The following is a 24,574-nucleotide window of genomic DNA, read 5'->3' on the forward strand; positions in this document are numbered from 1 at the left end:
GGGCTCACCTGCCCCCGGTGACGCGGAGGTCGGCGCCGGAGGTGAATGCGGCGGCCGGGTCGGCCTAGCCAAAGATTCGCGGCGCCAAGCTCTGCGCGCGGAGAGTTTCACCGATCGCTTGGAATGTCTGCAGCAGCGAGATTGCTTCAACAGGTGTGAACAACGACGTCATCGAGGCCCTGCACCGAAGTCAGATCATCGACCTGACGACGACCGGTCGCCGTAGCGGTCTGCCGCGCCGCATCGAGATCTTCCTTCACTACGAGGACGGCGTGCTGTTCATCACCGGGATGCCCCGTCGAGACCGCACCAGGGACTGGATACGCAATATCACCGCAGACCCCCATGTCATCGTGCACCTGAAGCAGGGAATCGAGGTCGACATTCCTGCCAGGGCACGCGTGATCACCGATCCACACGAAGCACGGCCGCTCATCGAGGCCGCCGCACGACGCTGGCGCAGAGACGATGTCGAGGAAATGATCGCGCACAGCCCGCTCATCGTGCTGACTGTCGCTCCTTCGCCCCCCGCCTGACGGAGCTCCACGCCGCTTGACGCGATCTTCGTCGCTTCGCTGGCGCTGAACGCGCACATCGCGGCCTCGGCGGCACCCCCGTGCGTCCAGGCTCGCTCACGCTGACGTCCCATCGGTGGACGCCGGAAAGAAACGTCAGTCACGGTGTCACGCCCGCACGTCTCGCCCCTGCTTCGCGCACTGCCCGCTGAAGGATCGGTCAGACGGTGCGCACCGTCTCTTGATCGGTCGGTTCAGGGTTGTACACGAATTCGACGCGGATGCCGTTGTCATCCTCGACGAACGACGCGAAGTAGCGGTCGCTGAAGCGGGGGTAGGGCTTCGGGTCGCGGACGACGGCCCAACCGGCCTCGGTAGCGATGGCGTGCAGGCGCTCCACGTCTTCTCGCGAGGCGACGGCCAACGCGAGGTGCTGCCATCCGACTGCGCCGTGGCGATGCGCTCCAGGTTCGCGGGCGAGGCGGACGATGAACTCGGTCTCGCCGTCTTTGTACCAGGAGGCCCCATCCCGGGCGTCGGTGCGGTCGAGCCCGAGCGCGGTGAAGATCGGATCGAATCGAGCGATCGCGCGCGGGACATCGTTGACACTCACGCTGAGGTGGTCGAAGAGGGGCATGCCGGCAGTCTGCCGCAAGGTGCGCCACGGCCGTGTCGGTAGAGGAATCGCTGCGCTTCGCGAGCCGCGCTTCGATGCGAGCACGGAGGCCGGGCCCGGATCTCACTCACGGGTGTCCGCATCGGGGTCGCCGTCACCGGACGGGGCGGGGTCGATCAGACGGCGTGGGCCGGGGCCTTCCCGACCGAGCCGGTCGTCCGGGTTGAAGAGCGTGCATCGGTCGATGGACAGACAGCCGCAGCCGATGCATCCAGTGAAGTCGTCGCGAAGCTGCTGCAGTTCCCGGATTCGCTCGTCGAGCAGGCGTCGCCACCGGTCGGAGATGTGTTGCCAGTCGTCGCGGGTGGGTGTGCGTCCGCCGGGCAGCGAATTCAATGCCTCGGCAACATCCTTGAGCGGAATGCCGACGTTGCGCGCGATCCTGATGAACGCGACACGCCGCAACATCTCGCGACGGTAGCGGCGCTGATTTCCGGAAGTGCGATCGCTGCTGATGAGGCCCTGGCGCTCGAAGAAATGCAGGGCGGACACGGAGACGCCGGCGCGTCGCGCCAGCTCGCCCACCGTCAGGCTCGCCTTCGGGGATGCCACGTGCTCGTTCACTTGACCTCAACAATACTTCAGGTTTTAGCGTCGGGACATGACCGATAACGAACCGACTCCTTACCTCGTCGTGCCGGACGTAACGGTGCTACGCGCGCAGCAGATGATGGCCGCACCGATTCGGCCTTCTCGACTCGGTCGACGCTTCCGGTTCGCCATGGTGGGAGTGGCGACAGCGGTCAAGGTTCTGCGCCGACGATTGCATGAGCGGGGCGCTGGGAATGATCGAGAAGCCCTCGCATCAGCGCCTCGATCGCGATCGCGGGGTCGAGTTGCTCGGCAGGAGCGAGAAGGCGCAGCACGAGGGCTCCTCCCGTGGCCGAGTGATTGAGACCGGTAGATTGCGGCTGTGGAAATTCAGCGTGGCTATGACCTCGTGGAGCGTATGCGGCAGCTGGGCGCGGAGGATCCGGAGGAGTGGGCCTCATCCGAGCTCGAGGAGGACATCGCTCAAGAGGCGCGCTGGCTGGCCATTCGACAGATCCGCGAGGCGATCACTTGGACCCCGGAAGGTATCCGTCGCATCCCTGAGGTCACATCCCTCCTAGAGGCTGGCGCCGATGAACAGCTGATTCTTGCGGCTGTCCGTGAGGTTGCCCGCGAAGCGGCGTTCACCGTCCTAAATGTGATCGACTCCACCGGGGACCCCGATGCACCGGAGGACTCACCGGGATGGATGCTCCTGGAGGCGCGTGTAGATCCCGAGGGTGAGCCGTATCTGACCGGCCGCGACGTCGGCGCTCTGCACGAGAGTCTTGGCTTCCCCGCCGAGGACGGCGTCTACCGCGACTGACACTCGAGTGCCCATCCGCTCTCGAGCCTTCGTTCTGCATCGAAGCCCGAACCGCGACCGTCTGTATCGTGGGCGGCATGCGTCGAATGCCGGTCGGCCTCGTGATCGCCGCAATCATCGCGGGAGTGCTCGTGCTCGGTGGCGTCATCTTGTACATCGCGGGGAGCTCTGCTGGCACAGCGTCATTCGGGTGGTTCGCCTACCAGCCGATTTCCGGCGCGGCCTTCTTCCCCAGCTCGCTCGTGGTGTTGACGCCGCTCACCGCGACCGGAGCCGCGATCGCGATCGCGGGTCTCATCGGGTTCGGCGTCATCGCGGGATTCATCGTGGGCCGACGACACCCGACCGGCCGCTAGCAGATCCTTTCAGCGCAGCCACCGAGCGAGTGAAGTCAGCTCGGGCACAAGCCTTTCGACCTGCTCGCTACCTCCGCATCGAGTCGGGCTGCACTGGGCCTACCTCTGTTCGGCAATCGCGTCTGAGGCGAGCAGGTATCGCGCTGTCCTGGAAGCCCCTTCGCACGCGTGCGTCGACTGGAAGCGATCGGCCTGCCTCGAGCGTCGCGCGCCGAGGCTACCCCCGCCCGGGTACCTTCGCCTTCACGATCGGGATCGGCCACTGCGTGACATCCAGTTCAACCAACGCCTGCTGGTAGTCGGTGATCTCGGCCGTAGGCACGCGCCCCACGACACGGCCAAGCCAGGGGTTGTTCGCGAGACCGGGTAGCGCGGCGACCCGTGCGTCCGACTCCGGCGGGCCGCCGTAGGCGAGATCAGCCTCGCCCGAGTCGAAGGCTCGAGGTTCGCGGATCCGGTCTCGATCCGGGCCGAAGAACTCGACGCTGAACGGCCCCTCACCCGCGTACCAGCCGTACGCGTCCACCCGCCGAAGGCGGGTCATCGACGCATGCTCGACAGTGATGCGGCGGTTCTCGTCGACGAGCTCGGCAACCCAGGGCAGGTCGGCGATGTGCTCGGCGCTCGGGAGAAGAAGGACGGGTTCGCGATCCCACATCAGCCGTGAGCGGCGTGACACCGCGAACTCCGTGTCGCGAACCGTCGCGAGGAGGTGTGACCCCCACATGCCTGCGCGCGTGTCCATATCCACAACCCTGACACAGCCATCAGCTCGTTGACGCGTGCACTGTGGCGCGGGCGTTCAGCCTGCGACGGCGCGAACGGCTCGTGCGGGGGAGCCGACGACGACGGTGTCGGCGGGGACGTCTTTGGTGACGACGGCTGCGGCGGCGACCACGGCGTTGTCGCCGATCGTGACGCCGGGCAGGATGGTCGCGTTGGCGCCAATCCAGACGTTGCGTCCGATGCGGATCGGTGCGGGGTGGAGGTCTGCGCGACGGGATGGTTCCAGGTCATGGTTGAGGGTGGCGAGGACGGTGTTGTGGCCGATGAGGCAGTCGTCGCCGATCGTGATGCCGCCCTGATCCTGGAACTTGCACCCGGAGTTGATGAAGACCCGCTTGCCGATGGTGATGTTCTTGCCGAAGTCGGCGTGGAACGGCGGGAAGACGGTGACGGACTCGTCGACAGCCCCACCGACCAGCTCGGCGATCAATTCTCGAACCCGTGCGGGCGGGTGGTACCCGCCGTTGAGCTCGCCCGTGACCCGGAGCGCGTCCTGGCTGGTCTCGTGCATGACGTGGTGCAAGGGCGAGTTCCCGGTGATCGTGTGTCCGGCGTTGAGCGCGTCGAGCAGTTCGGTGAGTGTCATGTGTTGCTCCGGGAGGATGCGGTGGAACGCGGTACGCGCTAGGCGGGCGTGGCTGTGTTGTCGGCGGGGTGCTGGGCAGCCCATGACGCGAGCAGTCGGAGCCGTTCCGCTGAGGGTGATCCGGGCTCGGCGGTATAGACCATGAGAATGAGTCCGGGTTCGGCGGTGATGGCGAGTTCTTCGTAGGACACGATGAGTTCGCCGACGACGGGGTGGTGGAAGCGCTTGGTGCCGGTGCCGTGGGTGCGTACGTCGTGTGCGCCCGAGAGGGTGCGGAACGTGTCGCTCCGGGTGCACAGCTCGCCGACGAGGTCTTGCAGCCCGCGGTCGTGGGGGTCGCGTCCGGCCTCGGCGCGCATGATGGCGACGCACATCTGGGCGAAGAGGTCCCAGTCGGGGTAGAACGTGCGGGATGCCGGGTCGAGGAACTGGAACCTGGCGAGGTTCGGTGTCCTGCCGCCATCGCCGATGACGGGTGAGTAGAACGCGCGGCCGAGACTGTTGGTGGCCAGGAGATCCTGGCGCGAGTCGCGGACGAACGCGATGCCATCGGTGATGGCCTCGAGCGCCCATCGCAGGCTCGGTCGAGACGCGGACTGCTTCGGGGCCTTGCGCCGGTGACGGCCGGAGAGCGGGATGCCGTCCGCCGCCCTCGCGAGGTCGACGAGGTGTGCACGCTCGGTGTCGTCTAGCTGCAGCGCCCGGCTGATCGCGTCGAGGACGGACGCCGAAGCACCGGCTATGTCGCCGCGTTCCAGCTTCGCGTAGTACTCCACGCTCACTCCGGCGATCATCGCCACCTCGGTGCGGCGCAGTCCCGGCACCTTCCGAATGCCGATGCCCGCTGGCAGGCCGGCCGCTTCGGGGGTGACGCGCGCACGGCGGGTGGTGAGGAACTCCCGCACCTCGGCCCTGTTGTCCATGTCGTCGAGCGTAAGTCGCCCGGCGCGAGGTGTGGGGTGCACTGTCCGTACACCTTTCACCAGGCACTCCCCGTCGCGGCCGACATCGCGTTCCCTGAGATGGTGCCTGGCGGCGGGACCTGCCGGCACCCCAAGATTCCTCAGTCAGGAGAACGTGATGCGTGGAGTGATGTTGTACGGCCCGAAGGATGTGCGGGTCGAAGAGCGCGAGATGCCGGAGATCGAGCGGGCGACGGATGCCGTCATCCGCGTCACGGCGACCTGCATCTGCGGCTCCGACCTATGGCCGTATCGGGGACTCGAGCCGCTGCACCAGACCCCGCAGCCCATGGGGCACGAATACATCGGGATCGTCGAAAAGATCGGCCACGAGGTGAAGAACGTCAAGCCCGGTGATTACGTCGTCGGTTCGTTCGTCGCCTCAGACAACACGTGCGAGATCTGCCGCGCCGGCTATCAGTCGCGCTGCGTGCACCAAGTGATGATGGGGGCGATCGGCACGCAGGCCGATTACGCGCTCATCCCGCTCGCCGACGGCACCCTCGTACCCACGCCGGGCGAGCCGAGCGCCGAGCTGGTGCCGTCCCTGCTGGCGGCATCCGATGTGCTCGGCACAGGATGGTTCGCCGCCGTCGCCGCTCAAGCGGGCCCAGGCAAAACGATCGCCGTCGTCGGCGACGGCGCGGTCGGCCTCCTCGGCGTCCTGGCCGCGAGGCAGCTGGGAGCGGAGCGGGTCATCGCGATGTCACGGCACACCGACCGGCAGGCGCTGGCGCACCTGTTCGGCGCGACCGACATCGTCGAGGAACGAGGCGACCAAGGCGTCACGAAGATCAGGGAACTTACGAACGGTCTCGGCGCGCACGGCGTCATCGAGGCGGTCGGCACCCAGGAGGCGATGGAACAGGCGATCCGCGCCACCCGTCCCGGCGGACATGTCGGCTTCGTCGGCGTCTCGCACGACGTGTCGCTCGACGGGCTCGAGCTGTTCTTCTCCAGCGTGAACCTCCACGGAGGCCCGGCCCCCGTACGGCGCTTCTTGCCGGAGCTCATCCAGCTGATCTGGGCTGGGCAGATCACCCCCGGCGATGTCTTCGACCTGACGCTGCCGATCGAGCAGGCCGCGGACGGGTACGCAGCGATGGACGAACGCCGCGCGACCAAGGTGCTGCTCACCCTCTGACTGCACGACCACGACCGACGGAAGGAGCCATCATGCACGTCACCCGCCCCGCGACCGCCAACAACCCGCCCGAGTGGTTCACCGGAGAGGTCTGGCTCGACCCTGTCGCCGCGCCATCGGCTCCGGGACAACTGGCGAACGCCGCCATCGTCCGATTCGCGCCCAGCGCCCGCACCGCGTGGCACTCGCATCCGGGAGGCCAGACGCTTCACATCCTCGAAGGAGTCGCCTTGGTGCAGGCGCGGGGCGGCGCCGTCAGCGAGGTGTCCGCAGGAAACACCGTTCTATGCCCTCCCGGCGAGGAGCACTGGCACGGAGCCGCACCCCACAGCTTCATGAGCCACCTCGCCGTCTGGGACACCCTGCCCGGACAACCCAGCGCGATCTGGGGTGATCACGTCACCGACAGCGAGTACGCCGCTCGGTAACCAACCGCTCGACAGGAGCGCAGCAAGTCCCTGCGGCTGGCGCAGTTACGGGCTTGGCTTCCATACGGTGCGCGATCGAGGTTTGGCTCCGGGCCAGAGGTCGAGGAGTACGTCACACAGCAGACGCGTGCGATGATCGCGACCATGTCCGCAACACCAAGAGGCCTGAAGGCGTGGAAGCTTGCGGCGATCGCAGCGGCCGTGATCGCTGCCGGACTTGTCCTTGTCGGCGGCTGGTGGCTTGGCCGAACCTTATTCGATTCGCAGTGGACGCTCACCCTCGACTACTTGATGGAGAGCGAGCCTGACGCTGCCGATCCGACCACTGACCCTCAGAACGTCACCTCCTCGGTCTGCGGGGGACCAATCCCGTGCGTTGAGGCCTGGGACACGGCCGAGGCGCTCTACGTCCGGTTCGAATCCCGAGCGGCAGCCGAGGAGCACGAGAGCACAGTTTCTGACGGGTTCCGGTCGAACTACATCGTCATGGACTTCACCGGCAAGACAAGCGTGACCAAGAGCCAGCAGTTGTGGGCGATGCAGCATCTGGCCGGCACGTGGCAGGACTACGAAGGCGATTTCCCAGACCGCTGACAGCGTCGTTCGCCGTCGGGTCGATCGCCGCGAGGGTTAGCAGCAAGGTTGCCCGACCGCCATCCCCTTCTTCGTTGCGCACGCAGACGATCGCCTGGCCACATAGGAAGAGCAAAGGTACGTCCAACGTCGCGCTAATCCGGGCCCTCCAGTGTTGCTGCAACACAACGACAGAGGAGGACGCCGTGAGCAATACCCCCGAACCTGACGACTCCCCGCAGGGCCCGACCTACGAGGGGCGTGTTCTGCCGCGTCCGGAGGACGAGGTCGTCGACCAGGGCGCCGGATTCGATGTTGCGACCATGGTCAGCCGTCGACGGGTGTTGACCCTGGTCGGACTCGGCGTCGGCGCGGCCACGCTTGCGGCATGCGCGGCGACCACTGATTCACCCACCAGCGCGACGTCGACCGCCACGACAGACTCCACGGCGACCGAGGCGACCGACTCGACGACCACGACGACGGCGGCAGGCGAGATCCCCGAGGAGACCAACGGCCCCTATCCGGCGGACGGCTCGAACGGCGTGAACGTGCTCGAGGAGTCGGGCATCGTCCGCAGCGACATCCGGTCCAGTCTCGACGGCGGCACCACCGCCGAAGGCGTGCCCCTGACCTTCACGTTCTCGGTGACCGACATCGCCGGCGGCGACGTGCCGTTCGAGGGTGCCGCGGTCTACGTGTGGCACTGCGACGCGCAGGGGCTGTACTCGATGTACTCCGAGGGGGTCGAGGACGAGACGTTCCTCCGCGGCATCCAGGTCGTCGACGCCCGCGGCGAGGCCACGTTCCAGACGATCGTGCCGGGCTGCTACGCCGGCCGCTGGACGCACATCCACTTCGAGGTGTACCCCGACATCGCATCAGCGACCGATGTCGCGAACGTCATCGCCACATCCCAGGTGGCGTTCCCCGAGGAGATGCTCAACGCCGTCTACCAACTCGACGCCTACTCCGGCTCGGCCCAGAACCTGGCGCAGATCGGAGGCCTTGCGAACGACAACGTCTTCAGCGACGGCACCGAGCTGCAGATGGGGACGTTCAGCGGCGACACCTCGTCCGGCTATGTCGGCACCCTCGCCGTCGGAGTGGACACCGACACCGCCCCCGGCGTCAGCGCCGGCGCCGGTGGGGCCGGTGGCGGTCAGCCGCCGTCCGGCGGGGGCCCTGGCAACTGACCACTGGACACATGAGAAAGGAACACCCATGCTTCAGAACCTCACGGGCTGGCACGCCCTCGTCATCCTCGCCGTCATCGTGCTGATCTTCGGAGCAGCGAAACTCCCGGCGCTCGCACGAAGCGTCGGTCAGTCGATGCGGATCCTGAAAGACGAAGTCCGCGAAAACGCCGACGATACCCCCACCCAGCCGGGCGTCGCGTCGGTTGCGGCATCGGTTCCGATCGACCCGTCGCGCGCTCCCGCCGTACCGACGACGGCAGGCGCCGGAGGAGTGCGCCCGTCATGACCGCCGCGACCGTCGCCCGAGGCGACATGCCCCTCGGATCGCATGTGCGCGAAGCCCGTCGGCGTGCCGTCCGGGCGGCGGTGGCGCTCACGATCGGCGTGATCGCCGGATTCATCTTCTCGGACCAGGTCATCGAGGTGCTCCGCGCCCCGATCGAGGTCCTCGCCGAGTCGCGCGACGCGAGCCTCAACTACGACTCTGTGACCGGAGCGTTCGAGCTCAAGGTGAAGATCGCCCTGTTCGCAGGAGTCGTGCTGTCGAGCCCGGTCTGGATCTTCGAGCTCTTCGGATTCGTCTCGCCCGGCCTCACACGCCGTGAACGTCGGCTCACGGTCGGGTTCTCCTTCGCCGCGCTCGCGCTGTTCGCCACCGGAAGCGTGACGGGGTTCATCCTGTTCCCGCACATGGTGGAGCTGCTGGCGAGCTTCGCGTCGGCCGAAGACAGCACCATGCTCAGCGCCGCGTACTACGTCGACTTCGTGATGAAGATCGTCGTGGCCACCGGCATCGCCTTCACCCTGCCGGTGTTCATGGTGCTGCTCAACGCGCTCGGACTGGTGTCAGCCCGCACGCTCCTGCGCAGCTGGCGGCTCATCGTGGTCGCGATCGTCGTCTTCAGCGCCCTGGTCACCCCCTCGGCCGATGTGCTCTCGATGTTCCTCATCGCCGTGCCGATGGCGGCGCTCTTCGCCGGCGCGCTCCTCATCACTCATCTTCACGACCGCCGCGCGACCCGCCGCGCGAGCGCCGCTGGCCTTCCCGACCCCGTCGCCGCGCCCGCGGGTGTCTGAGGCGCCCGACCCAAGGAGACCCCGTGTTCGGCCTGACCTTCGAGAAGCTCTTCGTCGTCGCCGTTCTCGCCGCGCTGATCATCGGACCGCACCGCTTGCCGCACCTCGCCCGCAGGGCGGGAGAGATAGTGAGAGGACTGCGCGCCTTCGTCGAGAGCACGCGCACCCAGGCGGAGAGCGACCTGGGGGTTTCCCTCGACCGTGCTCGCTGGGAGACCATGGATCTTCGCCAATACGACCCCCGGCGGATCATGCGCGAAGCTCTCGAGGGTGCCCCGCCGCGCAGGACCGGCGCGGAGCTTTCGGCGCAGACGGCCGTCGACCCCGTCTTCCCCAGCGTCGACCACGAGCCGGACGCCAGCCCGGATGTCGACGCCGCGTCGCCTGCCGCGCCGCGGCTGGCCCGCCCGAGCGCGACCGGGCGCGGACGGAAGTACGTCGTCTCAGGCTCGGCGGCGCATCCCCGCCGCATCCTGGTTCCGGCATCAACAGAGGAGGATGCCGCGCCTGCGCCGGCCGCCGGGATGACCGGAAGCGCGGAGGAGACGGGTTCGGAGGTCGCGCGCGCGGTCACCTGACGGAAGCGACAGGCTCCCCACATCCACACCGACCCCCGCTGTCGAAACCGACCGCGGCGCAGCGGGTTTCGACGGTGCAGGTCGGTCTCGGGGGTGGAGGCCGACGGGTAGGTGATTCCGCACGGAGGAGTGTCGATCGGCGACGCGTTCGATCGTCACCCCAGTGACGCCGACTCCGGCGCACGAAAGGATGACATCATGCGATACGCACTGCTCTTGCACTACCCCGAGATGACCGCGGACGAACTCGGCGCCGAGGCACTGGCCGAAGGGATGCGAGCCTTCGACGACTACGCGAAAGCTCTCGATGCGGCGGGTGTTCTCATCAGTGCCGAGGTGCTGCAGCCGTCCAGCCTCACCACGACAGTCACGGCAGCGAACGGTGCACTCCAGGTGCAGGACGGCCCCTTCGCCGACACGAAGGAACAGTTGGGCGGCACCTTCGTCATCCAGGTCGACAACCTCGATGACGCCATCGCCTGGGCGGGTCGCGCGCCGTCCGCGCAGTACGGCTCTGTCGAGGTGCGCCCGTCGGGCACCTATTTCGCCGACGGTGCGTGGCAGGCGTTCGACTACCGATGACCGCGGAGAGTGACGCCAGGGCCGTCGCTGAGCGCACGGCGCGGGTGTCATACGGACGCGTCCTGGCGGTGGTGGCGTCGAACACACGCGACGTCGCCCTCGCCGAGGACGCCCTGGCCGATGCTTTCGAGCGAGCCTTGCGGCTCTGGCCCCGCGACGGCGTCCCTGCGAATCCGGAAGGGTGGGTGATCACCGTGGCGCGAAACCGACTGCGCGACGCGCTCGGCTCTGCGGCTCGGCGAACCTCTGCTGATCTCGACGACGGCCTGGTGGCGCGCCTCGCCCACCCGGCGTCTGCCGATGCCCTCGACGAGCTGGAGCGGCTCGAGGGCATCCCCGACCGCCGACTGGAACTGCTCTTCGCGTGTGCGCATCCGGCGATCGATCCCGCCGCACGCACGCCCCTCATGCTGCAGACGGTGCTGGGGTTCGAGGCGTCGCAGATCGCCGCCGCCTTCGCGGTTCCGAGCGCGACGATGGCCCAGCGACTCGTGCGGGCGAAGCGTCGCATCCGCGGTGCCGGCATTCCGTTCCGCATCCCGCGCCGCGACGACATGCCCGCGCGTCTGCCCGCAGTGCTCGAAGCGATCTACGGCGCATATGCGATCGACTGGCTGAATCAGGGCGACGAGCCGCGCGAGTCGCTCGCCGACGAGGCACGGTGGCTCGCGGTGCTCACCGCCGCGCTGCTGGGCGACGAACCTGAGGCGTGGGGTCTCGCCGCGCTGCTGACGTTCGCCCAGTCTCGCGCGGCGGCCCGCATCGGCGATCCCTGGCCGCCGCTCGACGAGCAGGACACCGCGCTGTGGGATCGCGCACTGATCGCCGAGGGCGACGCACTCCTGCAGCGGGCGTCCGACCTCGGCCGCCCGCTGGGGCGCTTCCAGCTCGAAGCGGCCATTCAGGCGGTGCACTGCAACCGAGCCCGCACCGGAGAACTCGAGGTCGATACCCTCGTGTGGCTCTACCGCGGACTCGTTGCCATCGCCCCCACCGATGGGGCACGCGCGGCCCTCGCCGCCGCCGAAGCACGGGCGGCGCCGCCTTCTCCTCAGTGAGACCGACCGAGACCGGGTCGCGGGCGACCTTGCTGACTGCGCCCTAACGCCAGGCTCCCGTGCGTCGAGCAGAGCGGAGCTCGGATGCCGGCCGACGGCGACGCCGAAGTGCGGCCCGAGTTCCAGCTCTGATCCAGCGGCGCGCCCTCCGCGCGTCGAAACCCACCCGCGCCGTCGAAACCGACCGCGGCACGGTGGGTTTCGGCAGCGGAGGTCGGTTTCGCGAGGCGGCGACGCTGCGCGCCGCCCCGAGCGTCAGCGCGACCCCGTCGGCATCCCCATCCGAGCGAGCACGAGGTCCTCGATCACCTGCACCACGTTGTAGAGCACGAGCGTGATGACGGTGATGAGCGCGACCGAGGCCCACAGCTCGTCGAAGCGCGCCGAGGCGCTGAACTTCTGGATCATCCCGCCGATGCCCTGACCCGTCGAGAGCCACTCGGCCAGCAGCGCTCCGGTCACCGCACCCGGCACCGACACCCGCGCCGCCGCGAACAGCGACGGGAGGGCTCCCGGCACGTTGACCTTCCGCAGCTGCGTCGCCCGCCCGCCGCCGTAGACGTGGACGAGGTCGAGGCTCTCCTTCGACGCGCGGCTCAGCCCGAACAGCACCGACGCGAGCGCGGGGAAGAGCACCACGATCGAGCCGATGACCGCCACCGAGGCAGGGGTTCCGCGCCCGGTGATGAGGATGATCACGGGCGCGATCGCCACGAGCGGCACGCTCCGCAGCAGCAGCGCGAGGGGCATGACCCCCATCTCGACCGAGCGCGACAGCGAGAACGCGATGGCGAGGACGACGGCGACGAGCATGCCGACGACGAAGCCCAGTGCGGCGTCGGAGAGGGTCTGCGCGAGGAGCGGTGCCATCTCGGCACGGTGAAGCGCAGCATCCTCATCGGTGAACAGGAACTGCCACACGTCCACCGGACCCTTGGCGACGTACGGCGAGATCCCCGTGAGATTCACCACCGCCCACCACAGCGCGACGACGATGGCGAGGGTGAGGAGGGCGTTGAGAAGCGAGCGCCCGACGGCCCGCGCGGCGCCGGTCATGCCACCACCGCCTTGCCCGAGACCCACGGCGTGACCGCGCGGGCGAGCAGTCCGACGACGGCGTAGCCGACGAGCGCGACGATCGCCGACAGCAGGAACACCGCCCACACGCGCGCGGAGTCGAGATCGCCCTGCAGACGGATGAGGGTGATGCCGACGCCGCGGTCGGTGGCGCCCATGTACTCACCGAGGATCGCGCCGAGGAAGGCGGAGGGCACCGCGATCTGCAGGGCGTTCAGGATGGCGGGAAGGGCGGCGATCAGCCGGACCTTGCGCAGCTGCATCCAGCGCGATCCGCCGTAGACGCGTACGACGTCGAGGCTCGAGCGGTCGGACGAGCGGAACCCGAGGAGCGCGCCGACGACGGTGGTGAAGAACACCGCGAGGGCGGCGAGGAAGATCGCCGTCGCACTGGGGTCGCCCGCGCGGCGCGCGCCGCCGAGCACGACGATCGCGATGCCGCCGACGGCGACCACCGGCAGGCAGTAGCTCACGACCGCGATCTGCACCACGACGGTCTCGATCTGGGGGAGGAGCAGCACGGTCGAGGCGACGAGGAGCGCCAGCCCGTTGCCCCAGGCGTACCCGATGAGCGCCTCGGTGATCGTCACCTCGAAGACGCCGATGTAGGGGGCCAGGCCGTCGGTCCAGATGGTCTGGAACACCACGAACGGCGAGGGCACGGGGGTGAAGGTCGTACCGGCCGGCGGCTGGAAGACGGTCGCCGAGAACAGCCACCACGCGGCGAGGAGCCCGGCGGCACCGATCAGCCCGGCGAGCCAGCCGGGGATGCGGCGGACGCGCATCAGGCTTCCGCCGCGGCGCGCCCGTCGGCCCCGAACAGCAGTTCCGATGCGCGGTCGACGAGGGCGTGGAACTCGGGCGTGCGCTGCAGGTCGGGCGTGCGCGGATGCGGCAGGTCGACGTCGATGATCTCCTTGATCCGCCCGGGACGCGGCGACATCACCGCGACGCGGTCGGAGAGGAAGATCGCCTCGGAGATCCCGTGGGTGACGAGGAGGGTCGTCGCGGGCTTCTCGGTCCAGATGCGCAGCAGCTCGAGGTTGAGGTTCTGGCGGGTCATGTCGTCGAGCGCGCCGAAGGGCTCGTCGAGGAGCAGCACCGAGGGTTTGAGCGCAAGGGCGCGGGCGATCGACACTCGCTGGCGCATGCCGCCGGAGAGCTGGGCGGGTTTGGCCTTCTCGAACCCGGTGAGGCCGACGAGGGCGATGAGCTCGTCGATGTAGGCCCTGTCGGCGCGGCGACCGGCCACTTCGAAGACGAGTCGGATGTTGGCGTAGACGCTCCGCCACGGAAGAAGCGCGTGGTCCTGGAAGGCGATGCCGAGCTCGCTGTCGCGGCGCAGCTGCGCGGGCGTCTTGCCGTCGACGCGGACGTCGCCGGTCGTGGGCGTCTCGAGGTCGGCGAGGATGCGCAGGATCGTCGACTTGCCGCATCCGGAGGGGCCGAGAAGCGCCAGGAACGAGCCCTTCTCGGTGTGCAGGTGCGTGTCCTGCAGGGCGGTCACGGTGCGGCCGCGACCGGTGTTGAAGGTCTTAGTCAGACCGTCGATGCTGATGCCGGTACCGCCGGCCGGCGCCGCCGACGGGGTGACCCCCGCCGACGGCGCCGCCGTGGCATCCGATGTTGTTGTGTCGGTCATGATGGTGCGTCGCTCGGGCTACGGGAGGTAGTCGATGAGCTCGGGGTTCTCCTCGTAGATCTCGTCGATGATCGTGGTGTCGAACAGGTCGTCGACCGACACCTCCCAGCCGGCCGCGGCGAGCGAGGCCACGGTCTGCTCCTTGAGGGCGTCGGAGATGGTGAACAGGCCGTTCGCCTCGGTCTCCTCGGTGGAGATGAGGAGGTTCTGCGCCTCGATGCCGAGCGCGGTCTTCTCAGGGTCGAGCGCCCCGAAGACGGCCTCGAGCCCCTCCGACGACTCCGCGGCAGCCGCGTTGTAGTACTTCTCGACGAGGGTGACCGTGTCATCGACCGGCTGCTGGAAGACCTCGGTCCAGCCCTTGATCTCGGCGGTCAGGAACGCCTTCAGCAGATCGGCGTTCTCGGCGAGGTACTGGTCGGTGACGGTGAACGTCTCGGCGACGTAGGGCACCCCGTTCTCGGCGTAGGCGAGGTTGGTGACCTCGTAGCCGGCGAGCTCGACGGTCAGGGCCTCGTTGGTGAGGTAGGCCATGAAGCCGTCGACGTCGCCGTTCATCAGCGGGGTCGGGTCGAAGTCGACCGGGACGACGTTCACGTCGGCGGGGTCGATGTCGTTGGCGTTGAGGAGGGCGGCGAACACCGACGCGTTGGAGTCCTGCACGCCGATCGTCTTGCCGACGAGGTCTTCGGGGGTGGTGATGTTGCCGCCGTCGGCGAGGGAGAGGATCGTGAACGGGTTCTTCTGGAAGGTCGCGCCGATGATCTTCAGCGGCGCCTCCTCCTCGGCGATCGCCGCGCCCACCGATGCGGCGTCGCTGAGCGCGACCTGCACGGTGCCGGAGAGGAGCTTGGCGACACCGGTGTCGGGACCTGAGATGCCGATCACCTCGTCGAAGCCGGCCTCGTCGTAGTAGCCGTTCTCGTAGGCGTAGAACTCGCCGGCGAACTCCTCGTTCTTGATCCACGAGTACTGAACGCTGATCTCGCCGAACGAGGCCTCTTCTCCGGGCTCGCCGCCGGCGGCCGCGGTGGTGGTGGAGCCGGAGGCGCATCCGGTGAGGACGAGGGCGGAGGCGAGGAACGCGGCGGCGCCGGCGGCGATACGGCCGCGGCGGCCCAGTGTGCTGTGTGTTGCCATCGGGTGTTGGCTCTTTCTTGTGCAGGTGGAGCTCAGGGATGTGATCAGGCGACGGTAAGGCGCCGACATTTCGCCCGAGTCCGCGGGGTGTTTCGGACGTGTGACGGATGCGGCGGGTGGGCGCGGAGCGAGGAGTCCGCTCGGCTCGTGCGGCCCGTACAATCGCGAAGATGGAGCGCGCTCGTGGCTGAAGACCGTGTGGATGCAGGACCGGTGGCTGCGGTCACTGACAACGAGGTCACCGTCAACGGTGCGCTCCGCTCGCTCGACGGCGTGCCGGTGCACACCAACGCCCTCGACTGGCTTCGCTCGTGCGGACTGACGGGCAGCAAAGAGGGGTGCGCCGAGGGCGAGTGCGGCGCGTGCGCGATGCTCGTCGTGACGCCGGCTGCGGATGCCGCTGGCGCGGCGTGGACCGCGGTGAACTCGTGCCTCGTGCCCGCCCAGGCGCTCCGCGGTCAGGAGATCGTGACCGCCGAGGGCCTCGGCACTCCGGAGGAGCTGCACCCGGTGCAGGAGGCGATGGCGGTGGGCGGCGGGTCGCAGTGCGGCTACTGCACACCCGGCTTCGTCTGCAGCATGGCCGGGGAGTACTACCGGCGCGATCGCGCGCCGAAGGGCGACGAGGGCACCCTCGCGGGTGGGGAGCGCACCTTCGCGGGTGGGGAGGGCACCCTCGCGGGGGTGGGGGGGAACGGATTCGACCTGCACGCGCTGAGCGGCAACCTCTGTCGCTGCACCGGCTACCGACCTATTCGCGACGCGGCATACGAGCTCGGGATGCCGGAGGGCGACGATCCGCTGGCGGCGCGTCTGCGGCATCCGGCCCCGGACCCCGTCCCCACTGACGTCACCGTCGACGGCGCCCGGTTCGTCCGCCCGGCGACCCTCGATGAGGCGGTCGCCCTCCTCGCGAGCGAACCCGAGGCGCGCCTGGTCGCGGGCGCGACCGACTGGGGCGTCGACGTGAACCTCCGCGGGCTGCGCGCCCCGCTCGTCGTCGCGATCGACCGGCTCCCCGAATTGCGCGCGTTCCGCGCCGACGACGCCGAGATCGAGCTCGGTGCGGCGCTCACCCTCACCGAGGTCGCCGCCCTCGGCAATCGCGTGCCGCTCCTCTCCGAGCTGCTGCCGCAGTTCGCCTCACCGCTCATCCGCAACCGGGCGACCCTCGGCGGCAACCTCGGCACCGGTTCGCCGATCGGCGACGCGCTGCCCGCGCTCCTCGCGCTCGGCGCGAGCGTCGCCCTCGCCTCGCGCGACGGGGAGCGAGACGTACCGCTCGAGGAATACTTCACCGGCTACCGGCAGACGGTGCGGCGCGACGACGAGATCATCCGCGCCCTGCGCTTCCCCGCACCCCGCGGCGAGCTCGCCGCGTTCCACAAGATCGCCAAGCGCCGGTTCGACGACATCTCCAGCGTCGCCGTCGCGTTCGTGCTCGACCTGCGGGGCGGCGTCGTCGCCGACGCGCGCATCGGGCTCGGCGGCGTCGCCGCCACGCCGGTGCGCGCCCGCGCCACCGAGCAGGCGCTCATCGGCCGCGACTGGAGCCTCACCACCGTGCGCGAGGTCGCCCCGGTGCTCGGCGCCGAGGGCACCCCGTTGTCCGACCACCGCGCGAGCGCGGCGTACCGCGCCGCGATGCTCGAGAACGCTCTGCGCAAGGTCTTCGCCCGGCATCCCAGGCCCACGGCCGAGGCGGTGGCCCGATGAGCGATCTCGCCCGTCGCCCCGCCGACCCGGTCGTCGGCCGCTCCGTCGCGCACGAGAGCGCGGCCCTCCACGTCACCGGCCGGGCGATGTACACCGACGACCTGGCCGTGGAGACGATGGGCGTGCTCACCGCGTGGCCGGTGCAGTCCACCCAGACGCATGCGCGCGTGACCCTCGACGTCCTGCCCGCCTACGGCGTGCCCGGCGTCGTCCGGGTGCTCACCGCCGAGGACGTGCCGGGCGTCAACGACGCCGGGGTCAAGCACGACGAGCCGCTCTTCCCCGTCGAGGCGATGTACCACGGGCACGCCCTCGCCTGGGTGCTCGGTGAGACGCCTGAGGCGGCGCGGCTCGGCGCCGCCGCCGTCGAGGTGACCTACGAGCCGCTCCCGAGCATCGTCACCCTCGAGGAGGCCATCTCGGCCGGCTCGTTCCAGGGCGCCGAGCGCGCGATCATCCGCGGCGACGCCGGTGCGGCGCTCGCGGACGCCCCCCACGTGTTCGAGGGCGTCACCTCGTTCTCAGGCCAGGAGCACTTCTACCTCGAGACCCACGCGTCCCTCGCGCGGATCGATTCCGAGGGTCAGGTCTTCGTCGAGTCGTCGACGCAGCACCCGAGCGAGACGCAGGAGATCGTCGCGCACGTGCTCGACCTGCCGTCGCATCAGGTGACCGTGCAGTCGCTGCGGATGGGCGGCGCGTTCGGCGGCAAGGAGATGCAGCCCCACGGCCTGGCGGCCATCGCCGCACTCGGGGCGAGCCTCACCCGGCGCCCGGTGCGGCTGCGTCTGAACCGCACGCAGGATCTGACAATGACCGGCAAGCGGCATCCGTTCCACATCTCCTGGCGCGTCGGATTCGACGACGACGGCCTCCTGCAGGCGCTGGAGGCCACGCTCACCTCCGACGGCGGGTGGGCGCTCGACCTGTCGGAGCCGGTGATGAGCCGCGCGCTCTGCCACGTCGACAACGCCTACTGGATTCCGAACGTCCATGTCGTCGGCCGCGTCGCCCAGACGCACAAGACCTCGCAGACGGCGTTCCGTGGATTCGGCGGTCCGCAGGGGGTGTTCCTCATCGAAGACATCCTGGGGCGCACCGCCCCCGCGCTCGGCATCGAGCCCGACGAGCTCCGCAGCCGGAACTTCTACGCCCCCGGGCAGGACACGCCCTACGGGCAGGTGGTGAAAGACGCCGAGCGGATGCCGGCGATCTGGCAGACCCTCCGCACCGAAGCGGCGGTCGACGATCGACGCGCGGCGATCGCGGCGTTCAACGCCGAGCACGACGACGTCAAGCGCGCGATCGCGATGACCCCGGTGAAGTTCGGCATCTCGTTCAACTTCACCGCCTACAACCAGGCCGGCGCCCTCGTGCACGTGTACAAAGACGGCTCGGTGCTCATCAACCACGGCGGCACCGAGATGGGCCAGGGCCTTCACACCAAGATGCTGCAGGTCGCCGCGACCGCCCTCGGGGTGCCTCTCACCCAGGTGCGGCTCGCCCCGACGCGCACCGACAAGGTGCCCAACACCTCCGCCACAGCGGCGTCGTCGGGTGCCGACCTCAACGGCGCGGCCGTGAAGAACGCCTGCGAGCAGATCAAAGAGCGGATGACGGCGGTCGCCGCCGGGCTTCTGGGCACCGATCCGGATGACCTCGTCTTCGCCGGCGGGCAGGTCACCGCTCCGCATCTGCAGCGCTCGGTGCCGTTCGCCGAGGTGGCCCTGGCCGCCTACTTCTCGCGGGTGCCGCTGTTCGCCGCCGGGTACTACCGCACCGAGGGTCTGTCGTGGGACATCGAACGCATGACGGGTTCGCCCTTCAAGTACTTCGCCTACGGTGCCGCGGCGGCCGAGGTCGAGGTCGACGGCTACACCGGCGCCTACCGGCTGCGACGGGTCGACATCGTCCACGACGTGGGCGACTCGCTCTCGCCGCAGATCGACCGCGGGCAGATCGAAGGCGGGTTCGTGCAGGGCGCCGGATGGCTCACCCTCGAGGATCTGCGGTGGGACACCTCCGACGGTCCCGGCCGCGGGCGGCTGCTGACGACCTCGGCGAGCACGTACAAGCTGCCGAGCTTCTCGGAGATGCCCGAGGACTTCCGCGTTCACCTCTTCGCCGACGCGCGGGAGGACGGCGCTGTGTACGGATCGAAGGCCGTGGGCGAGCCGCCGCTCATGCTCGCGTTCGCGGCGCGCGAGGCGCTGCGCGAAGCGGTCGCCGCCTTCGGCGAGCCGGGGCGCAGCGTCGAGCTCGCCTCGCCCGCAACCCCTGAGGCGGTCTTCTGGGCGATCGAGGCGGCGCGCTCCGCGCTCCCTGTCGCGCGCTAGCGGAGAGCGACGCCGATGGACTGGGTCGACGAACTGCGCCGGCTGCGCGATGCACGCCTGCCGGCGGTGCTCGTCACCCTCGCCACGGTGCGGGGTCACGCGCCGCGCAACGGCGGGGCGAAGCTGGTCGTCTCACCCGATCGGCTCTTCGGCACCGTCGGCGGCGGCAATCTCGAGGAGACCGCGATCGCGACGGCGCGCGAGATGATCGAGGCGGGCGAGAGCGAGCCGCGGCTGCTGACCCTCACCCTCAGCGACAAGGCCGCGACCGAGTACGGCGTGCAGTGCTGCGGGGGAGAGGTGACGATGCTGCTCGAACCGGTGCGCGTGGTGCCGACGGTGGCGGTCTTCGGAGTCGGTCACGTCGGACTGGAGCTCGCCCGGGTGCTCGCGCGACACGAGATCGAGCTGTGGCTCATCGACGGGCGCGCCGACATGGTGGCCGAGGAGCGGCTCGGGGTACCCGGACGCTCGGGGATCTTCGCCGACGCGGTCGCGACCGTCCACGTGCGTCACACCCCGGTGCCCGAGGCGGCGATCGCCGACCTGCCGGCCGGTACGCACGTGCTCATCATGACCCATGATCACGTCGAGGATCTGGCCCTCACCGACCAGGCGCTCCGACGCGATGACCTCGCGTCGATCGGGCTGATCGGCTCGCGCTCGAAGTGGGGGCGGTTCGCGGCGAAGCTCCGCGAGCTGGGGCACACCGACGGCGATCTCGCGCGTGTGACCACGCCCATCGGCGTGCCCGAGGTGTCGGGCAAGGCGCCGGCCGTCATCGCGGTGAGCGTCGCAGCGCGGCTGCTGCAGCTGATCGAGGAGGCAGCGCGCGCGCCGCGCGGGTGAGGCGGAGGCGGCGTCAGCCGCCGAGGACGACGTTCAGCGGGGCCTCGCCCCGCGACATCCGCTCCATCTGACGGCGGACGAGTCGCGCGATCCGCGGGCGCATCGCGCTCGACGCGCCGCCGACGTGCGGGACGATGAGCACGCCGTCGGTCGACCAGAGCGGATGACCCGCGGGCAGCGGCTCGGGATCGGTGACGTCGAGCGCCGCGCGGATGCGGCCACGCCCCGCGTGATCGACGAGCGCATCGGTGTCGATGAGCGGCCCGCGGCCGACGTTGACGATGAGGGCGCCGTCGGGAAGAGCGCGGAGGAACCCGTCGTCGACGAGGTGGCGGGTCGCGTCGCCGCCCGGCAGGGACGCCATCACGATCTCGGCATGCGGCAGCAGCTCGGGCAGTTCGTCGACCCCGTGGATCGTGACACCGTCTTCTTCGCGGTGGCGCGACGCCACCCGGACGAGCTCGACCTCGAAGCCCGCGAGCCGGGCCTCGATCGCCGTGCCGATGCCGCCGTATCCGAGGAGCAGGACCCGCCGATCGGCGAGACTCTCCGCGACTTCGGGCGCCCACCGGCCCTCGACCTGCGCGCGGACGAACGCCGGCACGCGTCGCTGCGCGGCCAGCGCCAGGGTCACCGCGAGCTCTGCGGTCGAGGTTTCGTGCACGCTGGAGGCGTTGGCGAAGGTATATGTCGGCGGGAGAATATCATCGATGCCGTCGTACCCGATCGACTGGCTCTGCACGAGGCGGGTCTCGACCTGGTCGAGGAGCGGCACCGCATCGGTCAGCGACATGTAGGGCAGAACGACGATGTCGATCCGGGATCGGGGCGGCGGGCCATCCATCGGCCACACGACCACCTCCGCAGCGTCGGGTGCCGGCTGGAGGTCATCGGCGAGCTGGGCGGTCGGAACGGACACGACGAGATTCGCACTCACCATTCCCACGCTACCGCCGGCCGGAGTATGGTCTGGCGCAGGAGGCGGCAGCACCTGCCGATGACGGATGGTTCCCGAGATCAACTACTGGGCGGTCCTCATCGCCACGGCCTCGACGCTCATCGTCGGATCGGTGTTCTATGCGCCGAAGGTGTTCGGCACGAGGTGGGCCCGACTGGCCGACGTCGACATGAACCGATCCGGTGCCACTGCCGTCATCCCGATCCTCGTCACGATCCTCGTGAGCTTCATCAGCGCGTGGGTGCTCGCCGGGGCGACCGCGATCGCGTGGCACTTCTACGGGGGCGGCTATCTCCTCGCGGCGCTCGGCACAGCGATCATCCTGTGGGCGGGGTTCACGGCCGCCCGGATCATCACGCACGACGCCTTCGAGGGGCGACCGTCATCGCTGACCGTGCTGACGATCGGCCACGAGCTGGCGACCTTCGTCGTGATGGCGCTGATCATCGGGGTCTGGCCGCCCGCCGGCACCGTCTGACGCGCTCGGCGCGGCTCAGGCCGCGGCGACGAGCGACGCGATCGCCGAGGTGAAGAACCGGCGGCCATCGACACCCGAACGCATCGCGACGCGGGTGTCGGGGCCGAAGCCCTCCTCGACGGCGTGCTCGGGGTGCGGCATGAGCCCCACGACGTTGCCGCGCTCGTTGCGCAGACCCGCGATGTCGTTGAGCGACCCGTTGGGGTTCACGCCCAGGTAGCGGAAGGCGACGAGGCCCTCGCCCTCGATGCGCGCGAGGGTGTCGGCGTCGGCGATGTAGCCGCCGTCGGCGTTCTTCAGCGGGATGACGATCTCTTCGCCGTCGGCGAAGTCGGATGTCCACGCCGTCGACGCGCTCTCGACGCGAAGACGCTGGTCGCGGCGGATGAACTGCTGGTGGGCGTTGCGGATGAGGCCGCCGGGGAGGAGGTGCGCCTCGACGAGCATCTGGAAGCCGTTGCAGATGCCCAGCACGGGCATCCCGCCCCGCGCGGCGTCGGTGACCTCCGACATGATGGGCGCGAGGGCGGCGATCGCCCCGGCACGCAGGTAGTCGCCGTAGCTGAAGCCACCGGGGAGGATGAGGGCGTCCACGCCTTCGAGGTCGTGCGAGCCGTGCCAGAGGGCGACCGACTCACCGCCGGCCAGACGCACAGCGCGGCGGGCGTCGACGTCGTCGAGACTCCCGGGGAAGGTGATGACGCCGATACGGGCGGTCACTCCACGACCTCCACGCCGACGACGTCTTCGATCACGTCGTTGGAGAGCACCTCGGCGGCGATGCGGCGGGCCGTGGCGAGAGTCTCGTCATCGACCTCCCCGTCGACGGTCAATTCGAAACGCTTGCCGATCCGCACACCCGAGAAGCGGTCGACGCCGAGCCGCGTGAGGGCTCCGGCGACGGCCTTCCCCTGCGGGTCGAGCAGCTCGGCCTTGGGCATGACGTCGACGACGATGGTGGGCACACCGACATCTTACGGCTCGACCCCCCGCTCGCCGTCGTGACCTGATCGTTACCCATCTTCTTGGGAGCGCTCCCTTGACAGTCGTGAGAGCGATCCCATAGCGTCATCCGCAATCCGTGGGAGCGGTTCCACGGGAACGTCAACCTGCACCGTGTCGCCGACACAGCATCTTCTTATCCACCCACAAAGGAGTGATCGTGACGTCATCCACCATGCGCAAAGCGGCCGTCGCGGCTGCGATCGCATCATCCACCGCCCTCGTTCTCGCGGGCTGCAGCTCCTCCGGCGGCGACGCCGCAGGCGGCGAGGCCGGCGAGGACATCACCCTCACGGTCACCACCTTCGGCACGTTCGGCTACGACGACCTGTACACCGAGTACGAAGAGGCCAACCCCGGCATCACCATCGAGGCCACCAACATCGACACGGGCGGCAACGCCCGCACCGACGCCTTCACCAAGATCGGGGCGGGGTCGGGACTCTCCGACGTCGTCGCGGTCGAAGAGGGCTGGCTCGGTCAGATCATGGGCGTCTCCGACCAGTTCGTCGACCTGCGCGACTACGGCATCGAAGACCGCAAGAGCGACTGGCTCGAGTGGAAGTACGACCAGGCGACCGATCCCGAGGGCCGCGTCATCGGTTACGGCACCGACATCGGCCCGCAGGGCATCTGCTACAACGCACCCGCCTTCGAGGCGGCGGGTCTGCCCACCGACCGTGAAGAGGTCGCGACTCTTCTCGAGGGCGACTGGGAGAACTACTTCGACGTCGGCCGTCAGTACAGCGAGGCCACCGGGAACGCCTGGTACGACCACTCCGGCTTCGTCTGGAACGCCATGGTCAACCAGCTCCCCGAGGGCTACTACACCACCGACGGCGAGCTGAACGTCGTGGGCAACGCCGAGCTCGAAGAGCGGTTCGAGCTTCTGGGCGCGGCGACCGAGGACGGGCTTTCGGCGGCACAGGCGGCATGGGACTGGAACAGCGGCGAATCGTTCCTCGACGGGACGTTCGCGACGTTCATCTGCCCCGGGTGGATGCTGGGCGTCATGAAGGGCTCGATCGAGGGGGCCGGTGGCGATGAGGACAACGGATGGGACTTCGCCAACGTCTTCCCCGGTGGCCCGGCGAACTGGGGTGGCGCCTTCCTGACCGTTCCCGAGACGTCGGAGCACAAGGAAGAGGCGGCCAAGCTCGCGGACTGGCTCACCCAGCCGGCGCAGCAGGTGAAGCAGTCCGCCGCAGCGGGCAACTTCCCGAGCACCGTCGAGGCGCAGGAGACCCTGGCGGCGGAGGCGACTCCCAACCCGTTCTTCAACGACGCACCCACCGGCGCGATCCTCGCCGAGCGCGCCGTCGGCGTCGAAGCGCAGTACAAGGGCCCGGAGGACTCCGTCATCCAGGAGAACGTCTTCGGTCCCGCGCTGAAGGCGCTCGACCTGGGCGAGACCGACACGCAGGGTGCCTGGCAGCGGGCGCTCCAGCTGCTGAACGAACTGGTCGGCTGAGGCCGATCGGATGACACGGGGCCTCCGG

29 protein-coding genes are annotated in these 24,574 nt (G+C 69.2%); 17 read left to right on the forward strand and 12 right to left on the reverse strand.

Features of this window, described 5'->3' with window-relative positions:
- Positions 1-155 precede the first annotated feature (155 nt).
- The gene (locus DT073_RS03320) at positions 156-536 is read left to right on the forward strand and encodes a nitroreductase family deazaflavin-dependent oxidoreductase (RefSeq protein ID WP_164478135.1); all 381 of its coding nucleotides are present in this window, start codon (positions 156-158) and stop codon (positions 534-536) included.
- 199 nt (positions 537-735) lie between these two features.
- On the opposite strand, the gene DT073_RS03325 is transcribed toward DT073_RS03320, so the two are convergent.
- Complete coding sequence (locus tag DT073_RS03325) at positions 736-1,152, reverse strand: VOC family protein (protein ID WP_124292102.1); 417 nt, start codon at positions 1,150-1,152, stop codon at positions 736-738.
- Between the two features lie 102 nt (positions 1,153-1,254).
- Positions 1,255-1,755 carry a redox-sensitive transcriptional activator SoxR gene (gene soxR / locus DT073_RS03330; RefSeq protein ID WP_205783004.1) on the reverse strand — a complete coding sequence of 167 codons (501 nt, stop codon included), beginning with the start codon at positions 1,753-1,755 and terminating at the stop codon, positions 1,255-1,257.
- A gap of 349 nt (positions 1,756-2,104) precedes the next feature.
- Between soxR and DT073_RS03335 the strand changes: the two genes are divergently transcribed.
- Positions 2,105-2,548 carry a hypothetical protein gene (locus DT073_RS03335; protein WP_124292104.1) on the forward strand — a complete coding sequence of 148 codons (444 nt, stop codon included), beginning with the start codon at positions 2,105-2,107 and terminating at the stop codon, positions 2,546-2,548.
- A gap of 77 nt (positions 2,549-2,625) precedes the next feature.
- On the forward strand, positions 2,626-2,904 hold the full coding sequence (locus DT073_RS03340) for a hypothetical protein (RefSeq protein WP_124292105.1): 279 nt from the start codon (positions 2,626-2,628) through the stop codon (positions 2,902-2,904).
- 217 nt (positions 2,905-3,121) lie between these two features.
- Here DT073_RS03340 and DT073_RS03345 read toward each other — a convergent pair whose 3' ends face one another.
- Genes DT073_RS03345 through DT073_RS03355 form a run of 3 tightly spaced genes read right to left on the reverse strand, consistent with a single transcriptional unit; the run spans position 3,122 to position 5,199 of the window.
- On the reverse strand, positions 3,122-3,649 hold the full coding sequence (locus DT073_RS03345) for a hypothetical protein (RefSeq protein ID WP_124292106.1): 528 nt from the start codon (positions 3,647-3,649) through the stop codon (positions 3,122-3,124).
- 57 nt (positions 3,650-3,706) lie between these two features.
- Positions 3,707-4,276 carry a DapH/DapD/GlmU-related protein gene (locus tag DT073_RS03350; protein WP_124292107.1) on the reverse strand — a complete coding sequence of 190 codons (570 nt, stop codon included), beginning with the start codon at positions 4,274-4,276 and terminating at the stop codon, positions 3,707-3,709.
- Positions 4,277-4,314: 38 nt separating this feature from the next.
- Positions 4,315-5,199: a helix-turn-helix domain-containing protein gene (locus DT073_RS03355; RefSeq protein ID WP_124292108.1), complete on the reverse strand. Its 885-nt coding sequence runs from the start codon at positions 5,197-5,199 to the stop codon at positions 4,315-4,317.
- Between the two features lie 157 nt (positions 5,200-5,356).
- Here DT073_RS03355 and DT073_RS03360 point away from each other — a divergent pair, with 157 nt between their 5' ends.
- The 9 genes from DT073_RS03360 to DT073_RS03400 all read left to right on the forward strand — a co-directional run bounded on the left by DT073_RS03360 (position 5,357) and on the right by DT073_RS03400 (position 11,877).
- A complete protein-coding gene (locus tag DT073_RS03360; protein ID WP_124292109.1) occupies positions 5,357-6,382 on the forward strand; it encodes a zinc-dependent alcohol dehydrogenase family protein in 1,026 nt (341 codons plus the stop codon).
- A gap of 32 nt (positions 6,383-6,414) precedes the next feature.
- The gene (locus tag DT073_RS03365; RefSeq protein ID WP_124292110.1) at positions 6,415-6,810 is read left to right on the forward strand and encodes a (R)-mandelonitrile lyase; all 396 of its coding nucleotides are present in this window, start codon (positions 6,415-6,417) and stop codon (positions 6,808-6,810) included.
- Positions 6,811-6,942: 132 nt separating this feature from the next.
- Positions 6,943-7,404 carry an RNA-binding protein gene (locus DT073_RS03370; protein ID WP_124292111.1) on the forward strand — a complete coding sequence of 154 codons (462 nt, stop codon included), beginning with the start codon at positions 6,943-6,945 and terminating at the stop codon, positions 7,402-7,404.
- A gap of 185 nt (positions 7,405-7,589) precedes the next feature.
- A complete protein-coding gene (locus DT073_RS03375) occupies positions 7,590-8,579 on the forward strand; it encodes an intradiol ring-cleavage dioxygenase (RefSeq protein ID WP_124292112.1) in 990 nt (329 codons plus the stop codon).
- 28 nt (positions 8,580-8,607) lie between these two features.
- Positions 8,608-8,868, forward strand: coding sequence for a twin-arginine translocase TatA/TatE family subunit (gene tatA, locus DT073_RS03380; RefSeq protein WP_124292113.1), 261 nt, complete (start codon positions 8,608-8,610; stop codon positions 8,866-8,868).
- On the forward strand, positions 8,865-9,659 hold the full coding sequence (gene tatC / locus DT073_RS03385; protein WP_124292114.1) for a twin-arginine translocase subunit TatC: 795 nt from the start codon (positions 8,865-8,867) through the stop codon (positions 9,657-9,659). Before tatA ends, tatC begins: the two co-directional genes overlap by 4 nt.
- 23 nt (positions 9,660-9,682) lie before the next feature.
- Positions 9,683-10,237, forward strand: coding sequence for a twin-arginine translocase TatA/TatE family subunit (locus DT073_RS03390; protein ID WP_164478136.1), 555 nt, complete (start codon positions 9,683-9,685; stop codon positions 10,235-10,237).
- 198 nt (positions 10,238-10,435) lie between these two features.
- A complete protein-coding gene (locus DT073_RS03395; RefSeq protein WP_124292116.1) occupies positions 10,436-10,819 on the forward strand; it encodes a YciI family protein in 384 nt (127 codons plus the stop codon).
- Entirely contained in the window at positions 10,816-11,877 is a 1,062-nt protein-coding gene (locus tag DT073_RS03400) for an RNA polymerase sigma factor (protein WP_124292117.1), read from the forward strand. Before DT073_RS03395 ends, DT073_RS03400 begins: the two co-directional genes overlap by 4 nt.
- 255 nt (positions 11,878-12,132) lie before the next feature.
- Here DT073_RS03400 and DT073_RS03405 read toward each other — a convergent pair whose 3' ends face one another.
- The 4 genes from DT073_RS03405 to DT073_RS03420 are packed head-to-tail and all read right to left on the reverse strand — an operon-like array spanning position 12,133 to position 15,736.
- Positions 12,133-12,933: an ABC transporter permease gene (locus DT073_RS03405; RefSeq protein WP_124292118.1), complete on the reverse strand. Its 801-nt coding sequence runs from the start codon at positions 12,931-12,933 to the stop codon at positions 12,133-12,135.
- Positions 12,930-13,739, reverse strand: a complete 810-nt coding sequence (locus DT073_RS03410) for an ABC transporter permease (protein WP_240638714.1) — start codon at positions 13,737-13,739, stop codon at positions 12,930-12,932. The genes DT073_RS03405 and DT073_RS03410 overlap by 4 nt, the downstream gene beginning before the upstream one ends.
- Entirely contained in the window at positions 13,739-14,596 is an 858-nt protein-coding gene (locus tag DT073_RS03415) for an ABC transporter ATP-binding protein (protein ID WP_124292119.1), read from the reverse strand. Before DT073_RS03415 ends, DT073_RS03410 begins: the two co-directional genes overlap by 1 nt.
- A gap of 18 nt (positions 14,597-14,614) precedes the next feature.
- Positions 14,615-15,736: an ABC transporter substrate-binding protein gene (locus DT073_RS03420; protein WP_124292120.1), complete on the reverse strand. Its 1,122-nt coding sequence runs from the start codon at positions 15,734-15,736 to the stop codon at positions 14,615-14,617.
- 213 nt (positions 15,737-15,949) lie between these two features.
- Between DT073_RS03420 and DT073_RS03425 the strand changes: the two genes are divergently transcribed.
- From DT073_RS03425 to xdhC, 3 genes are read left to right on the forward strand one after another with little or no spacing between them, the layout of a single operon-like run.
- Positions 15,950-17,452, forward strand: a complete 1,503-nt coding sequence (locus DT073_RS03425; RefSeq protein ID WP_205783005.1) for a xanthine dehydrogenase small subunit — start codon at positions 15,950-15,952, stop codon at positions 17,450-17,452.
- Positions 17,449-19,788: a xanthine dehydrogenase molybdopterin binding subunit gene (xdhB, locus tag DT073_RS03430; protein ID WP_124292121.1), complete on the forward strand. Its 2,340-nt coding sequence runs from the start codon at positions 17,449-17,451 to the stop codon at positions 19,786-19,788. Before DT073_RS03425 ends, xdhB begins: the two co-directional genes overlap by 4 nt.
- Positions 19,789-19,803: 15 nt before the next feature.
- Positions 19,804-20,637 (forward strand): xanthine dehydrogenase accessory protein XdhC, encoded by an 834-nt coding sequence (gene xdhC, locus DT073_RS03435; protein WP_124292122.1) that lies wholly within the window; start codon positions 19,804-19,806, stop codon positions 20,635-20,637.
- Positions 20,638-20,650: 13 nt separating this feature from the next.
- Here the strand turns inward: xdhC and DT073_RS03440 are convergent, their stop codons facing one another.
- Positions 20,651-21,577, reverse strand: a complete 927-nt coding sequence (locus tag DT073_RS03440; RefSeq protein ID WP_124292123.1) for a 2-hydroxyacid dehydrogenase — start codon at positions 21,575-21,577, stop codon at positions 20,651-20,653.
- Between the two features lie 64 nt (positions 21,578-21,641).
- Here DT073_RS03440 and DT073_RS03445 point away from each other — a divergent pair, with 64 nt between their 5' ends.
- Positions 21,642-22,073: a DUF1761 domain-containing protein gene (locus DT073_RS03445; RefSeq protein WP_124292124.1), complete on the forward strand. Its 432-nt coding sequence runs from the start codon at positions 21,642-21,644 to the stop codon at positions 22,071-22,073.
- A gap of 15 nt (positions 22,074-22,088) precedes the next feature.
- Here the strand turns inward: DT073_RS03445 and purQ are convergent, their stop codons facing one another.
- A complete protein-coding gene (purQ, locus tag DT073_RS03450) occupies positions 22,089-22,793 on the reverse strand; it encodes a phosphoribosylformylglycinamidine synthase subunit PurQ (protein WP_124292125.1) in 705 nt (234 codons plus the stop codon).
- On the reverse strand, positions 22,790-23,038 hold the full coding sequence (gene purS / locus DT073_RS03455) for a phosphoribosylformylglycinamidine synthase subunit PurS (protein ID WP_124292126.1): 249 nt from the start codon (positions 23,036-23,038) through the stop codon (positions 22,790-22,792). Before purS ends, purQ begins: the two co-directional genes overlap by 4 nt.
- A 212-nt stretch (positions 23,039-23,250) precedes the next feature.
- On the opposite strand from purS, the gene DT073_RS03460 reads away from it, so the two are divergent.
- A complete protein-coding gene (locus DT073_RS03460) occupies positions 23,251-24,546 on the forward strand; it encodes an ABC transporter substrate-binding protein (RefSeq protein WP_124294326.1) in 1,296 nt (431 codons plus the stop codon).
- Positions 24,547-24,574: the final 28 nt, after the last annotated feature.

Origin of the sequence: Microbacterium sp. ABRD28, from assembly GCF_003850245.1 — a bacterium.
Taxonomy (GTDB): domain Bacteria; phylum Actinomycetota; class Actinomycetes; order Actinomycetales; family Microbacteriaceae; genus Microbacterium.

What these genes read in the sequence shown, in the direction of transcription:
- DT073_RS03445 (WP_124292124.1), top strand. Translation starts at nt 21,642, where the DNA reads ATGGTTCCCGAGATCAACTACTGGGCGGTCCTCATCGCCACGGCCTCG.
- xdhC (WP_124292122.1), top strand. Translation starts at nt 19,804, where the DNA reads ATGGACTGGGTCGACGAACTGCGCCGGCTGCGCGATGCACGCCTGCCG.
- xdhB (WP_124292121.1), top strand. Translation starts at nt 17,449, where the DNA reads ATGAGCGATCTCGCCCGTCGCCCCGCCGACCCGGTCGTCGGCCGCTCC.
- DT073_RS03350 (WP_124292107.1), bottom strand. Translation starts at nt 4,276, where the DNA reads ATGACACTCACCGAACTGCTCGACGCGCTCAACGCCGGACACACGATC.
- DT073_RS03370 (WP_124292111.1), top strand. Translation starts at nt 6,943, where the DNA reads ATGATCGCGACCATGTCCGCAACACCAAGAGGCCTGAAGGCGTGGAAG.
- tatC (WP_124292114.1), top strand. Translation starts at nt 8,865, where the DNA reads ATGACCGCCGCGACCGTCGCCCGAGGCGACATGCCCCTCGGATCGCAT.
- DT073_RS03345 (WP_124292106.1), bottom strand. Translation starts at nt 3,649, where the DNA reads ATGGACACGCGCGCAGGCATGTGGGGGTCACACCTCCTCGCGACGGTT.
- DT073_RS03400 (WP_124292117.1), top strand. Translation starts at nt 10,816, where the DNA reads ATGACCGCGGAGAGTGACGCCAGGGCCGTCGCTGAGCGCACGGCGCGG.
- DT073_RS03420 (WP_124292120.1), bottom strand. Translation starts at nt 15,736, where the DNA reads ATGGCAACACACAGCACACTGGGCCGCCGCGGCCGTATCGCCGCCGGC.
- DT073_RS03365 (WP_124292110.1), top strand. Translation starts at nt 6,415, where the DNA reads ATGCACGTCACCCGCCCCGCGACCGCCAACAACCCGCCCGAGTGGTTC.
- DT073_RS03415 (WP_124292119.1), bottom strand. Translation starts at nt 14,596, where the DNA reads ATGACCGACACAACAACATCGGATGCCACGGCGGCGCCGTCGGCGGGG.
- DT073_RS03355 (WP_124292108.1), bottom strand. Translation starts at nt 5,199, where the DNA reads ATGGACAACAGGGCCGAGGTGCGGGAGTTCCTCACCACCCGCCGTGCG.
- DT073_RS03360 (WP_124292109.1), top strand. Translation starts at nt 5,357, where the DNA reads ATGCGTGGAGTGATGTTGTACGGCCCGAAGGATGTGCGGGTCGAAGAG.
- DT073_RS03410 (WP_240638714.1), bottom strand. Translation starts at nt 13,739, where the DNA reads ATGCGCGTCCGCCGCATCCCCGGCTGGCTCGCCGGGCTGATCGGTGCC.
- DT073_RS03395 (WP_124292116.1), top strand. Translation starts at nt 10,436, where the DNA reads ATGCGATACGCACTGCTCTTGCACTACCCCGAGATGACCGCGGACGAA.
- DT073_RS03460 (WP_124294326.1), top strand. Translation starts at nt 23,251, where the DNA reads ATGCGCAAAGCGGCCGTCGCGGCTGCGATCGCATCATCCACCGCCCTC.
- DT073_RS03325 (WP_124292102.1), bottom strand. Translation starts at nt 1,152, where the DNA reads ATGCCCCTCTTCGACCACCTCAGCGTGAGTGTCAACGATGTCCCGCGC.
- DT073_RS03440 (WP_124292123.1), bottom strand. Translation starts at nt 21,577, where the DNA reads ATGGTGAGTGCGAATCTCGTCGTGTCCGTTCCGACCGCCCAGCTCGCC.
- DT073_RS03405 (WP_124292118.1), bottom strand. Translation starts at nt 12,933, where the DNA reads ATGACCGGCGCCGCGCGGGCCGTCGGGCGCTCGCTTCTCAACGCCCTC.
- tatA (WP_124292113.1), top strand. Translation starts at nt 8,608, where the DNA reads ATGCTTCAGAACCTCACGGGCTGGCACGCCCTCGTCATCCTCGCCGTC.
- DT073_RS03340 (WP_124292105.1), top strand. Translation starts at nt 2,626, where the DNA reads ATGCGTCGAATGCCGGTCGGCCTCGTGATCGCCGCAATCATCGCGGGA.